This window comes from Thermobifida sp., from assembly GCF_017577275.1.
GTDB lineage: Bacteria > Actinomycetota > Actinomycetes > Streptosporangiales > Streptosporangiaceae > Thermobifida > Thermobifida fusca.
The window spans coordinates 79,305-92,669 of record NZ_PITY01000012.1 but is presented as its reverse complement, the minus strand read 5'-3'; the positions used below and the strand labels follow the sequence as shown (position 1 = coordinate 92,669).

Sequence of the window (13,365 nt, the reverse complement as noted above, 5' to 3'; positions counted from 1 at the left end):
GGCTCCCCTAGCCGAACAGAGTTCAAGGCTATCAGTTGTCAAGGACAGCGGACCGGCTCGTCACAGAATCCACAACGACGAGTACACCCACGGCAAGCAGGGAAAGCATCCGGCCGAACACGGCTACCGCGTAGGTCTCGAACTCGATCCCCACCCCCATCATCGGGTTCTGGTGGGCCCACAGGTAGTGCCAGACCCCCACGATGTAGCCGACCTCGGCGAGCTGCCAGAGCACGAACAGCACCACCGCGAACGGCTGCAGACCGCGGCGGCGGGGCCAGGCGAGCACAGCCAACGGCAGCAGCCACAGCACGAACTGCGGCGACCACACCTTGTTGGTCAGCAGGAAAGCCGCCACCACCAGGAAGATCAACTGTTCTACCGGGGGACGGCGCGGCGCGAACCAGGTGAGCGCGGCAATCCCCACGCAGCAGACCAGCAGTGCCGTGGTGCCCACCAGGTTGACCATCTCCCGGTCACCGGAAGGGAAGAGCTCCAGCATGCCGAGCACGTAGTAGACCGACCCCCAGTCGGCCCCCCGCTCTTGGCTGAACGTGAAAAAAGTGCTCCACCCTTCAGGACTGGCCAGGTAGACGGGCAGGTTGACCGCCGCCCACGCCAGCAGCGCGCCCCCCAGCGGGACGGCGAACCGGGCAACCGCCTCCCGGCCTGCCCGCTCCCGAACCAGGTCGCGAACCATCAGCACGAAGAGCGGGCCGAAGAACAAGAACGGGTAGAACTTCGCGGCCACGGCGAGACCGATTAGCGCCCCGGCCGCCCACAGCCGGTCCTTCGCATAGCAGACGAGTCCGCCGGCGGCGAGCGCCACAGCGAGCAGGTCCCAGTTGATCGCGAAAGTCAGCACCGCGGCCGGGACCAGGGCGACGAACGCTCCAGCGCGCAGCGCAGCCCGCGAGTGGAAGACGCGCCGGGTCGCCGTAACCCCGCCGCGCCCCACCAGCCATCCGACACAGACCACCGTGGCCACCAGGCACACGCCCATCACGAGGGCGGTGGCGTCGAAGTAGCCGTATCCGCGGGTCAAAGAGTCGGGCAGCCAGGACACGGCCCGGGACAGCACGTACATCAGGCCGCCGGTGAGCACCGGGTACTCCACCGGGATGTCCAGGTAGGGGATGGCCCCGGTGTCGAGCTCGTCCCGGTAGTAGAGCGGGAAGACGTCGGTGTAGCACAGCGCCGGGTACTGGGTGCCGTCCAGCCACGCCCCACCGAACCGGCAGCGGGCCTTGCCGAGGTAGCCGAGCAGCGCCCCGCCGACCCCGAGAACGACAAGCCAGACCCAGTCGGCGGGACGGGGCGCGGACACGGCAGGGGCGCCGACAGTCCCGCTGTCGGCGCCCTGCAGTCCAGTCTCCTCAGACCGGTGCGGTGACGAGGTCACTCCCGGCCCCGGTAAGCGATCTGGTTACTGTTCCACCCCGGACCGCCGATACCGCCGGGGCCAGGCCCGGTGCCCGGCTGGCCCGGCTCGTCAGGCGGAGAAGTCGGCTCCCCGTCGCCGGGCGGCTCGTCATCCTGGCGGCACTCCGGCAGCCACCACTGGATGTCGCAGTTCGGCTCGTCGCCCCGACCCGGCGGAGTGAACGAGGGAAGCGGCATGCTCGGCTCGGTGGTCGGCTCCTCGGTCTCCTCCGGCTCCTGCGAAGGCGAAGGATCCGGGCTCGGAGTCGGTGCGTGGTTGCGCACCTCGCCGCCGAACACCGGCTGGGGGAACTCTTCGGGAGGCACGTCCTCCAGCACCTTGGTCATGAACGCCTTCCACAACCGGGCTGGCATTTGACCACCGTAGATGCTGGCCTCACCAGGCAGCACGAGCGGTTCGCCGTCGGTGCGATGCAGTCCCACCGCAGTGGAGTACTGCGGCACAAAGCCCACAAACCACGCGGACACGGCGTTGTTGGAGGTACCGGTCTTGCCGGCCATGGGACGGCCGTCGTCCAGCTTGGCGTTGTGGTTGTCGGTGATGACCTGTTGCATCGCGTAAGTAGCGTCGGCCGCCGTCTCTGCGCTGAACGCCCGGGTGCCACCGGACTCCAGAATGTCGGCGTCCTTCGGCTGCAGCTCCTCGCCGGTCTCGGTGTCCACCACCTTAGCGATCAAGTGCTGCGGCATGTGGTAACCGCCGTTGGCGAAAGTCGCGAACCCGGCCGCCTGGTCGACCGCGGCGACCGACATGGTGCCCAGCGCGATGTTGGGACCGATCTCGGCCGTTTCCAACTGCTTCTCCGGGATTCCCGCGGCCAGCGCGGTCTCGATCACCGCCTGCGGGCCGACCTCGATCGCCAACTGCACGTAGCTGGTGTTGATCGAGTCCCGGGTGGACTGGATCAAGTCGACCGGACCGTAGCTGCGGTTGCCGTCGTTCCTGACCGGCTGGGCCAGGCCCGGGAACTCCTTCGGGCTGTCGCCGTCGTAGATGCTCCGCAGGCTGATGCCCTGCTCCAACGCAGTGGCCAGCACGTACGGCTTGAACGCGGAGCCGGCTTGCTGCCGCTGCACCAGAGACTGGTTGGCGTACTGGGTGGGGTCCGGACCGCCGTAGAACGCCTTGATCTCACCGGTGGAGGTATCGACCATGGCGATACCGAACTGGGTCTCCTCCGGGATCTCCTGGCCGGTGTTGTTCAGCGTCCGTTCTTTCTGCTCCTCGACGACTTCCTCGGCGTACTGCATCCACTTCTCGTTGAGCGAAGTGGTCACCTGGTAGCCGCCGCGCGCAATCTGCTCCGGGGTCAGCCCGTAGCGGGACTCCAGCTCGCTGCGGACCGCCTCCTGGATGTAGCCGCGGTAGCCCGCGTACGAGTCGTCGGCTTCGAGCGGCAGCGGGTCGGGGAACTCCAGTTTGTCGGCCTCTTCGCGGCTAAGACCGCGCTCGGGGTTCTCCTCGTGCATCTCGACGAGGCCGTTCACCGTGTACTGCCACCGCTCCTTGAGGATCTCGTACATCTCGGAGTCGGGGACCGCAGTGCCGAAGTTGCCCGGCTGCTGGATCACCGTGCCGATGAACGCACCCTCAGCGGCGTCGAGTTCACTGACGTCCTTGCCGAAGTACCCCTGGGCGGCTGCCTGCACCCCGATGCCGCGCCCGAAGTAAATGGTGTTGAGGTACTGCTCGAGGATCTCGTCCTTCGTCAGGCTCTGCTCGACCTTGAACGCGATGAGGATCTCGTTGAACTTACGGACGTACCGGTCGATCGTGGACGACTCGTTGGTGGTCAGCGAGTCGTAGTAGTTCCGGGCCATCTGCTGGGTGATGGTCGAACCACCACCTTGCGTACCGCCGAAGACGAGACCGCGGAGCAGACCCATCAGGTTGATCGCGTTGTCCTCGTAGAAGGTGCGGTGCTCGGCCGCGAGGACACCGTCGATCACGGTCTGCGGCACCTGCTCGATACCGACCGGCACCCGGTCGACTTCCCCGAACCTGGTGGCCTCGGTCTTGCCGTCCTCGAAGTAGACGACGTTCGCTGCGAGCTTGACGTCGGCTTTGGCCTCAAGGTCTTCATGGGAGGGGGCCATGGCGTAGGCGATGCCGATCCCCGCGACCCCGAGGACGAACAGCACCGCCATGGTGATGAGCGTGGGCTTCCACGCTTTGGCGAAGAAGCGCCGGACGGGCCCTCTCTCGTCGTACTCGTCCTCGTCCTCCCAGGACCGGCGGCGCCGTCCGCCGCCACTCCCCGAGTGGGCCGCGCTTGCCCGACGACGTCCGCTGTATCCTTCATCCTCGGCACGTCGGCGACGCGCTGGACGCCCGTCCTCGGGATGGCCGGAATCTCGGCTCCTCCGGCGACCCGGTGCCCCGCCACTGCCGAGCACGGCCGTCTCATCAGCGGCCCGCCGCCGCGGACGGTACTCGTCCTCGCCTCGCGGCGCCCGAGTGCGGCGCGGGGACTCGTCGAAGTAGTCGTCCCGTGGGTCACGGGAACGACGTGGACGATCACCGAAGTCCTCTCTGCTCCGAGAGCGGCGCGGCCGATCTTCATAGTCGCCCAGCGACCCGCGGGCACGGCGCCCGGGCTCGTCAGCCCAGAAACCGTCGTCCTCCCGCGGCCTACGGCGACCCGCCGCGGCGCGCTCGTCCGCGGCGTAGCCGTCGCGGCTACGCCTACCGCCGTCGCCGCGCGGTTCACCCATCGGGCCATCGGCCCGGCGGCGACCGCCAGCACTCCGTCGTCTTTCGGTACTCACGCGTCCTCGTTCGTCTATTGAAGGCCGACCGGCCTGTCGACTTCTGGGAGAGGCAGTGCAGCCCCCGGACCATGCGGGAAAGCCTCGTTCCGTTTCTCCCGCTCTCGGTGTCGCCTGGGGGATCGGCGCGTGACCGAAGGCGCTCGTGAGGCGGAATTGAACCGGTTGCTGCCTGACCTCCTCGTCACTGGCTGATCGGGGGAAGACCTCGGAACGTCCCGAACCCCGAACCTCTCTGTATCGGCTGCACGTGGATGACACCACGGGTGGGGCCCGTGACGACCACGTGGTCTTTCCCTGCTACGGCCGTTCACGCGTTGCCAGTGAACGGTGGACCAGCCGCACCACCGACGCATAGCGAACACCGATACCACGGCAAACGGCATGCGATGGTCCTATCGGGGCGAAAGTTACGTTAGGACGGTAACGCCCTATAGCACAACCCACGGCTGAGAGTACCTGGCCACACCGGGGACGCGCACTGTTTTCCACAATCGGAGAACGAAACGGCTGTGAGTGCGGCGAATCGCCGAAAAACCCGACAGCATCGGGTTTTCCGCCTCACCTATCGACGCCTCGCCCCACCACTCCTCAATCCGGTACTCGGGGGGTTCACCTATCGGCTCGATATATCAACCAGATACACTCAGGAACGCCTCAAAGGGTGCCGACAGGTGTGCCTCTCCCCGGCTCGGGGTAGAGGCGTTCACCATGTCCAAGACACAGCCGGGGTGGAGGTGAGGGATGAGCGCACGCCGGGCCAGGGTGCTGGAGCTAGCCGTCCTCGGCCTGTTATACGAGTCCCCGTTGCACGGGTACGGACTGCGCAAGCGCCTCAACTCCGAACTGGGGTTCTTCCGGGCCTTCTCCTACGGGTCGCTGTACCCCTGCCTGAAGAGGATGCTGCGTCGGGGGCATATCTCCCAGCACCCCGAGGAGACCGGATTCGGGCGGACCCGGATCGTGTACCGCCTCACCGAGGCTGGACACCAGCACCTGCACGGGATGCTCGACGAGGTCACCCCAGCGGCCTGCGACGACGAGTCCTTCGGCGTGTACTTCGCCCTCTTCGGGCACGCCAGATCGGACCTTCGGCTGCGCATTCTGCACGGTCGCCGCGATCGGCTTCTCACCCGGCTGAAGGAGTTGCGCTCCCGCCTGGCCCACACCGCTGACGACTATCTGCGGGAACTGCGCCGCCACGGAGCCGAGTCCGTGGAGCGGGAGATCCATTGGCTTGACGGGCTTATCGCGCGGGAACAGCGCCTCGCTGCACTCTCCCCGTCTCAGCCGGGACCATTGGGATGACTCCTTCCGAACCACCCCAGCCCTGCGGCAACGCCGCGACAAGCATGTCCCACGCACTCAAAGATTTCGGAATCGACAGAAGGAGACCACTGCCATGGGTTCGGTACGCGTAGCCGTCGTGGGCGTGGGCAACTGTGCCGCCTCACTCGTCCAAGGCGTCCATTACTATCGCGACGCCGATCCGGCATCCCGCGTGCCCGGCCTCATGCACGTGGAGTTCGGTCCGTACCACATCCGGGACATCGAGTTCGTCGCCGCGTTCGACGTCGACGCCAAGAAAGTCGGCCAGGACCTCGCGGACGCGATCACCGCTAGCGAGAACAACACGATCAAGATCTGCGACGTCCCGCCGACCGGGGTGACGGTGCAGCGCGGCCCGACCCTCGACGGACTGGGCAAGTACTACCGGGAGACCATCGAGGAGTCCACCGAAGACGCCGTCGACGTGGTCGCCACGCTCAAGGCCGCTCAAGCCGACGTGCTGGTCTCCTATCTTCCGGTCGGTTCTGAAGAAGCCAACCGCTTCTACGCCCAGTGCGCGATCGACGCGGGTGTGGCGTTCGTCAACGCCCTTCCGGTCTTCATCGCTTCGGACCCGGTGTGGGCCCAGAAGTTCACCGACGCGGGTGTGCCCATCGTGGGAGACGACATCAAGTCGCAGGTGGGCGCGACCATCACTCACCGAGTGCTGTCGAAGCTGTTCGAGGACCGCGGTGTCATCATCGACCGCACCTACCAGCTCAACTTCGGCGGCAACATGGACTTCCTCAACATGCTGGAGAGGGAGCGGCTGGAGTCCAAGAAGATCTCCAAGACCCAGTCGGTCACCTCGCAGATTCCGCACGAACTCAACGCCCGCTCGGTGCACATCGGCCCCTCCGACCACGTGCCGTGGCTGGACGACCGCAAGTGGGCGTACGTGCGCCTGGAAGGCCGCGCCTTCGGCGACGTCCCGCTGAACCTGGAATACAAGCTGGAAGTGTGGGACTCTCCGAACTCCGCGGGCATCATCATCGACGCCGTGCGCGCCGCCAAGATCGCTAAGGACCGCGGAATCGGCGGCCCGCTCCTGGCAGCGTCCTCGTACTTCATGAAGTCCCCGCCGGTGCAGTACTCGGACGCCGAAGCGCACGAAGCAGTGGAGAAGTTCATCGCCGGAGAGATCGAACGCTAACTCCGACGGCCTACCGCACACGCCGGGGCGGACGCCTGCCCCGGCGTTCTTTCGTGTATGGGCTTGTCGTAGGCGCACCGGTCCCGCCCTGAGGGAACCAAAAACATTCCGGGACCATCTCATTCGACATAAGAGAAGGAAGAAGCAGAACAGCAGCCGACCGTCACCCTCCGCTGCTATCCAGGTTCCGGAAGACACGTCCGCGACCGTGCTGCCTTCCCGTTGTGCCGTCAGCACTCCGGGCACCAGGCGCCACCCACCGAGTTGACTGGAAGGGACGGCACGTCCGTGAACTACCCCCACCACCCCCAGGGCCAGGGGACGCACTGGCAGAACAGCGCCTACCCGCCGCAGTACCCTGCTCCTTCTCCACCGCCACGCCGGAACACTGCGGGCATCATCATGCTCGCCGTCAGCGGCGTCGCCATTGTCGCGCTGATCGTGGCGATCGTGGCGGTCATCGCGTTGAACAACAACACAGCGGACCCTCCGGCCGCCCACGCTTCACCGGACAGCACGGCCGCGAGGACCGCAGACGACCGTCCCACCGCCACCTCGGACACCCGCACCGGGGACTCCGACCAGGTTGCTGACGACACCGGCAGCGGGTCGTCCCCCGTATTCCCCGACGCTATGGACGGGGACTGGCAGGGCACCATGAGCCAGTACGACATGTCCGGCAACCTGGAGTCCCGGTGGGATCTGGAGCTCCACATCGAAGGCGGGGAGAGCACCGCAGAAGCCGAGCTGTCCATGTCGAACGGCCGGACCTGCACCTGGGGCCTCCTCGTGACCGGCAGCGGCGACGACAGCGTTGACCTGCAGTACACCACGACCAACGACGGCAACGGCACCTGCACGCCCTCCGGCCACGTGCACATCGTGGTGAAAGACGGCCAGTTGCTTGTCGGCGTGGCCACCGAGCAGCCCGACGGGTCGATCAGCACCGCCGACGGCGTACTGAACCCGTCCTGATCCGGCCTACCCTGTTCGGATGTCCTTCCACGGCGATCTCCGCGAAGTGCTGCGCGGTCCCCGATTCCGCCGGCTCTTCGCTACTCGGCTGGCGTCGCAGTTCTCCGACGGCGTCTACCAGGCCGGCCTGGCCGGATACGTCTTCTTCTCCCCGGAGCAGCACACGACCGCGGGAGAGGTCGCCGCGGCTTTCGCTGTGCTGCTCCTCCCGTTCTCCATCGTGGGACCGTGGGCGGGGGTGTTCATCGACCGCTGGGCGCGCCGCCAAGTCCTCTTGTACTCCGCACTGGTCAAAGCGGGACTGGCAGCGGCGACCGCTGTCCTCGTCGCGTTGGGGTGGGACGGAGCGCCGTTCCTGCTCGCGGCGCTGCTGCTCCTCAGCATCAACCGGTTCTTCCTCGCCGCCCTGTCCGCTGCCCTGCCCCACGTGGTGCCGCACGACCGGCTGGTCATGGCGAACGCGGTCACGCCGACGTGCGGCACAGCGGCCGCGTTCCTCGGCGCAGGGGCGGGGGCTGGCCTGCGCCTGGTCGGTGGGGACGGCCTGCTGGGCACTGCGCTGATCCTCGCGGGGGCAGGCTGCGGTTTCGCCGTGGCCGGGCTGGTGTCCCTCACCCTGGGCCGTACCGAGCTGGGCCCCGACTTGGCAGCCGCCTCTCCTCGCGTACGGGAGGCGCTGCGCACAGTCGTAGCCGGACTGGTGGACGGGGCGCGGCACATCGGGGAGCGCCGCTGGGCCCGCGACGGGCTGGCCACGATCGCTGGCCACCGGTTCCTGTACGGCATTGCCACGATCATGACGCTGCTGCTGTACAACAACACGTTCACGGCGGGCGGCACGGCCGGGGTCGCCTCGTTCAGCGTGACGATGGCGGCTTCCGCTGTCGGCTTCCTGGTCGGCGCGGTCATCACCCCGTGGGCGCGGGAACGGATGCGCGCAGGAACGTGGATCGCCGTGCTGCTGGTCGGCGGGGCCGCGGCTCTGCTCGTGTTCGGGCTGCCTTTCCACGCGTCCGTGTTCCCCGTGGCGGGCTTCGCCCTGGGGGTGGTCTCCCAAGGGGTCAAGGTCACCGTGGACACCCTCGTACAGCGGTATGTCGACGACGCCTACCGGGGCCGGGTGTTCTCCGTCTACGACATGCTCTTCAACGCGGCGTTCGTCGCTGCTGCGGCGGTTGCCGCGCTCACCGTGCCGCCGTCAGGGGTGTCGGTCCCGGTCGTGACAGCCATGGCCGTCAGCTACGCGGCCATGGCCCTGTACTGGGGTGCCGTGACCCGGCGGAGCGCCGTGGCGCAAGAGTCCCCGGCCACTGCCGGCTGACCCACCCGACTCGGAGCATCGCGGGCAGGGGATGCCCGCCGCAGGTCACTCCTCCGGCTTGCCCGGGGTGATTCCCTGCTCTTCAGCCCAGCGGAGGAGCGCCTTCGTCGCCTCCTCCTTGCCGAGCGGGCCGTGCTCCAGCCGCAGCTCCAGGAGGTACCGCCATGCTTGCCCGACCAGCGGGCCCGGCCGGATTCCCAGCACTTCCTGGATCTCGTGGCCGTCCAAGTCCGGACGGATCTTCGACAGCTCCTCTTCCTTCGCCAGCCGTTCGATCCGCCGTTCAATGTCGTCGTAGGCGCGGGCCAGCGCCGCAGCCTTGCGGCGGTTGCGCGTCGTGCAGTCGGCCCGGGTCAGGATGTGCAGCCGGGACAGCAGGTGGCCGGCGTCCCGCGCATAGCGGCGCACCGCGGAATCGGTCCACTCCCCCTTGCCGTAGCCGTAGAACCGCAGGTGCAGGGAGACCAGCTTGCTGACGTCGTTGACCACGTCCTTGGGGAATCGCAGCGCCGTCAGCCGGTTCTTGCTCATCGACGCGCCCACCACCTCGTGGTGGTGGAACGTGACCTTGCCGCCCGGCTGGAAAGCCCGGGTCTTGGGTTTGCCGATGTCGTGCAGGAGTGCGGCCAGCCGCAGCACCAGGTCGGGCTCCATGCCGCGGGCCCGTTCCAAGTCCACGGCCTGGTCGAGCACGGTCAGCGAGTGCTCGTAGACGTCCTTGTGCCGGTGGTGCTCGTCCACCGTGAGCTTGAGTTTCGGGATCTCGGGGAGCACATAGTTGGCCACCCCCAGGTCCGTCATCAGGGACACGCCGAGCCGCGGGTTGGGGCTCAGGATCAGTTTGGTGAGCTCGTCGCGGATCCGCTCAGCGGAGACGATGCGCAGCCGTTCCGCCATCGCGGTCATCGCGGCAGCGACCTTCTCGTCGACTGAGAACCCCAACTGGGCGGCGAACCGGATTCCCCGCATGATCCGCAGGGGGTCGTCGTTGAAGGAGTCTTCGGGTTTGCCGGGAGTGCGCAGCGTGCGGTCCGCCAGGTCCCGGAGGCCTCCGAACGGGTCCACGAACTCCCCGCCGGGCACGCGCACCGCCATGGCGTTGACCGTGAAGTCCCGCCGGACCAGGTCCTCGTAGAGCGACGTGCCGTAGCTGACTTCCGGCTTACGCGACTTGACCTGGTACGACTCGCTCCGGTAGGTGGTGATCTCCACCTGCCGCCCGTTCTTGCGCAGTCCTACCGTGCCGAACTCGATACCGATGGTCCACACCGCGTCGGCCCAGCCGTCCACGAGTTCCAGGACGCGTTCGGGCACCGCGTCGGTGGTCAAGTCGATGTCGTGAACCGGACGTCCCAGGAGCGCATCGCGTACGGGACCGCCGACGATCGCCAACTCGTGCCCCGCCGCGGCGAACCGCTCACCCAGTTCGGTCACTACCGGGTCGACCGTGCGCAGCAGTCGGTCGACTGACGAGCGCTGTTCGTCCGTCAGCGTGGCCTCAACGGTCGGGGAGTTCGAGATCCGATCGGGAAACTCACTGTTCGACACAGGCACAGAGACTATGTGGCCAGACTCCACCATGGCGAATCGACTCTGCTTCCGGACCGGGCACCAGTGGCGTATCCCACGGCCCTGTCGCCCGTCCCCTTGCTTCTCAGGATGCCGTATGCCTCGTGGCCTGACGCTTGCGCCCACTGTTCCCATTTGGGGACAACAGGTATCGTCGTTTTCGGACGTGACGCGCGGCGTGCCGCGTCCGCCCTGATCCACAAGGCCCGCAACGGTCGGCAGCGGCGCCTTTGACGGGTACTGTCCCGGAGTCATCGCGCTCCCGTGGGGACTCTTCTATTCTGTGGAGCCACCCGTACGGCGACTTCAGCCGACCGTCCAACGATTCGGAAGACCCAGAGGCGTGCGTCGAATTGCTCATCTGGGCGTGGTCGTGGCCACCGCCTTCGCGGTGCTTCCGGCACTGACCCCGCTCCAGCCCAGTCCGCCAGCCCAGGCCGTAACCGAGTCGATGCCGGGGACAGCGACGATCCTCCCTGTCGACGACGTGCGAGAGCTGCCTTCCCTGGCTCTCTCCGACATCACCTCGGTGGTAGCCAAGAAGAAAGACACCGTCACCGTCAAAGGACTGGTGACCAACACCACCGACGCCACCCTCGACGGGATCACCGTCCGCCTGCGCTACAACCCCTACCCGCTGACCGGGCGGGACGCCCTGGACCGGCACGCCGACGGCGCAGGCCCCGAACCGTACGCGTCCGGCCCCTCCACTACCATCGACACGCCCCTGCCGCCCGGCTCCGCGATCTCCTTCACCCTGCGCACCACCGTCAAAGACCTGGACTTCCAAGGCGGATTCGGGGTGTACCCGCTCACCATCAGCGCCGCCACCGAATCCGGGGACGACCTCGGCACCCTCCGCACGTTCGTCGTCTACACCGGTGCGGAGAAAATGACGAAGCTCCAGGTCGCTTGGGTGTGGCCGCTGATGGACCGCCCGCAGCGCGCCGACGACGACACCTATCTCACCGCAGACCTCGCCGCTGAGATCACCAAAGACGGTCGGCTGGGCCGCCTGCTCACCATCGGCGCCCAAGACGGAGAAATCGACTCCACCTACACCGGGCCCACTCCCCAGCCCGAGGAGGAGGACGCGGTCACGGACCTTGCCGACGCCACCGCCTCCCCGCTGGGAGACCCGTCCGCGTCCCCCGCCACGGCCGTGGAAACCGAAACCCAGCCCGGCCCCACCCCGGAGGACACTCCTTCACCCGCCGACCCCGTCCCCATCACCTGGGCGGTGGATCCGGCCCTCCTCGACGACATCCACCGGCTCGGGGAGGGCAGCTACTGGTCCCTGACGAACGCCACCGAGTCGGGCCCTGTCCTCGAAGAGCACGAGGCCAGCGTGGACGCCCAAGTGTGGCTCGCGCACGCCCGCCTGTGGCTGGCGGAAGACCCGCTGCTCGCCGTCCCCTATGCCAACCCCGACCTGCCCGCCCTGCTCGACGCCGACCTGAGCGGGGACGCGGAGACCGCGGTCGAATTGGGGCGCTCCACGGTAGCGGAGCTCTTGGGCCGCGAAGCCGACACTGAACTCGCCTGGCCCGCCAACGGGGTGATGGACGAAGCCACCCGCGACTTCCTGAACTCGCACGGGGCCACCACGTTCCTCCTCGACGAGTCGGCAATGCCCGCGAAGAACTGGCTCGGCCACACGCCGGGAGGCGTAGCCCCGCTGCCGCTCGCCGGCGGGGAGGAAGGCACTGCGCTCGTCGTCGACCGCGGGCTCACCCGGATCCTCGGCGCCAACACCCACACGCCCGGGGCCAGCACGCTGGCCACGCAGCGGTTCGTCGCGGAAACAGCGATGATTGCGGCTGAGGCGCCAGACAAGCGGCGCACCCTCATCCTGGCGCCGCCGCAGGACTGGGACCCCGACCCCGCGTACGCCACCGGCCTGCTCGACGCCACCGAGCAGGCGCCGTGGCTGTCCGCGGTGCCTCTCACCAGCGTCGACGCCGACGCTGCCGATGCCGAAGACCGGCAGGGGCTCACCTACCCGAAGAAAGCCGCGGAAGCGGAACTCTCCGCGGACCATGTGGAGCGGATCCGGAAGATCCGCCGCCAAGTGCGGCTGTTCAACAGCGTGCTCACCGAGGACGCGGACCCGTTCCGTCCCGCGGTGCTGCGGTTGGAGTCGGCGTGGTGGCGTGAGGACACGGAAGTCGCCGAGGCCATCCTGGACCGAGTGGACCAGGCGGTTCAGGAGCACAAAGCCAAAATCCACGTGATCCCCGGCGACCCCATCACGCTGGCCAGCAAGAACGGCACGCTCGGAGTGATGGTCGCCAACGATCTCAGCGACCATTCGGTGACCGTCCACTTGTCGATCTTCTCGGAGAACTCCGAACGCCTGTCGATCGGCGACTACACCAAGTCGATGGAGATCGGCCCCGGCGGCAAGACCACCGTGTACGTGCCGCTCTCCGCCACGGTCAACGGCCGCACCGTGCTGCACTTGAGCCTGCACAATGCTGATGGGGAACCGATCACCGACGAGCCGACCACTATCCCGGTCAACGCCACCGGGCTCGGCAGCGGCGCACTCCTCATCAGCGGGATCGCCGCCCTGGTCCTGGTGGTTGCGTTGGCCCCGCGCGCGGTCCGTAAATGGCGGCGGGACCAGGCGCGGAAAACCCAGGCGGCCATTGACGCTACTGCTGCCGCGCAGGAGGACTCTCTGGCTGCGGTCACCGGGGAGCGTGCCGACGACACGGACAGCCACTCCCCGCCCGGCCCGGTCAAACCAGACCAGGATGGGGAGAGCGCTGAAGAGGCCCGTTCCTGACCAGAGGCCGCGGTC

9 protein-coding genes are annotated in these 13,365 nt (G+C 67.6%); 6 read left to right on the top strand and 3 right to left on the bottom strand.

The features are described 5' to 3' along the window. Positions 1 to 31: 31 nt before the first annotated feature. Together CW348_RS01600 and CW348_RS01595 are read right to left on the bottom strand one after the other, a co-directional pair. Entirely contained in the window at positions 32 to 1,402 is a 1,371-nt protein-coding gene (locus CW348_RS01600; RefSeq protein ID WP_011293513.1) for a glycosyltransferase family 87 protein, read from the bottom strand. Then, positions 1,399 to 3,591 carry a transglycosylase domain-containing protein gene (locus CW348_RS01595; RefSeq protein ID WP_016187948.1) on the bottom strand — a complete coding sequence of 731 codons (2,193 nt, stop codon included), beginning with the start codon at positions 3,589 to 3,591 and terminating at the stop codon, positions 1,399 to 1,401. The genes CW348_RS01600 and CW348_RS01595 overlap by 4 nt, the downstream gene beginning before the upstream one ends. Before the next feature lie 195 nt (positions 3,592 to 3,786). Between CW348_RS01595 and CW348_RS01590 the strand changes: the two genes are divergently transcribed. From CW348_RS01590 to CW348_RS01570, 5 genes are all read left to right on the top strand, one after another. After that, on the top strand, positions 3,787 to 4,233 hold the full coding sequence (locus CW348_RS01590) for a hypothetical protein (protein WP_159055917.1): 447 nt from the start codon (positions 3,787 to 3,789) through the stop codon (positions 4,231 to 4,233). 723 nt (positions 4,234 to 4,956) lie between these two features. Continuing rightward, entirely contained in the window at positions 4,957 to 5,520 is a 564-nt protein-coding gene (locus tag CW348_RS01585; protein WP_011293515.1) for a PadR family transcriptional regulator, read from the top strand. Positions 5,521 to 5,614: 94 nt separating this feature from the next. Beyond that, positions 5,615 to 6,694 (top strand): inositol-3-phosphate synthase, encoded by a 1,080-nt coding sequence (locus tag CW348_RS01580; protein ID WP_011293516.1) that lies wholly within the window; start codon positions 5,615 to 5,617, stop codon positions 6,692 to 6,694. 288 nt (positions 6,695 to 6,982) lie between these two features. Further along, positions 6,983 to 7,669: a hypothetical protein gene (locus tag CW348_RS01575; protein ID WP_016187949.1), complete on the top strand. Its 687-nt coding sequence runs from the start codon at positions 6,983 to 6,985 to the stop codon at positions 7,667 to 7,669. 19 nt (positions 7,670 to 7,688) lie between these two features. After that, complete coding sequence (locus CW348_RS01570) at positions 7,689 to 8,990, top strand: MFS transporter (protein ID WP_287462507.1); 1,302 nt, start codon at positions 7,689 to 7,691, stop codon at positions 8,988 to 8,990. Between the two features lie 45 nt (positions 8,991 to 9,035). Here the strand turns inward: CW348_RS01570 and CW348_RS01565 are convergent, their stop codons facing one another. Next, on the bottom strand, positions 9,036 to 10,544 hold the full coding sequence (locus CW348_RS01565; protein WP_169803315.1) for a CCA tRNA nucleotidyltransferase: 1,509 nt from the start codon (positions 10,542 to 10,544) through the stop codon (positions 9,036 to 9,038). 358 nt (positions 10,545 to 10,902) lie between these two features. On the opposite strand from CW348_RS01565, the gene CW348_RS01560 reads away from it, so the two are divergent. After that, positions 10,903 to 13,350 carry a DUF6049 family protein gene (locus CW348_RS01560; RefSeq protein ID WP_258076864.1) on the top strand — a complete coding sequence of 816 codons (2,448 nt, stop codon included), beginning with the start codon at positions 10,903 to 10,905 and terminating at the stop codon, positions 13,348 to 13,350. Positions 13,351 to 13,365: the final 15 nt, after the last annotated feature.

Coding starts and splice junctions, on each gene's coding strand:
- CW348_RS01585 (WP_011293515.1), top strand. CDS start 4,957: ATGAGCGCACGCCGGGCCAGGGTGCTGGAGCTAGCCGTCCTCGGCCTG.
- CW348_RS01595 (WP_016187948.1), bottom strand. CDS start 3,591: ATGGCGGTGCTGTTCGTCCTCGGGGTCGCGGGGATCGGCATCGCCTAC.
- CW348_RS01590 (WP_159055917.1), top strand. CDS start 3,787: ATGGCCGGAATCTCGGCTCCTCCGGCGACCCGGTGCCCCGCCACTGCC.
- CW348_RS01570 (WP_287462507.1), top strand. CDS start 7,689: ATGTCCTTCCACGGCGATCTCCGCGAAGTGCTGCGCGGTCCCCGATTC.
- CW348_RS01580 (WP_011293516.1), top strand. CDS start 5,615: ATGGGTTCGGTACGCGTAGCCGTCGTGGGCGTGGGCAACTGTGCCGCC.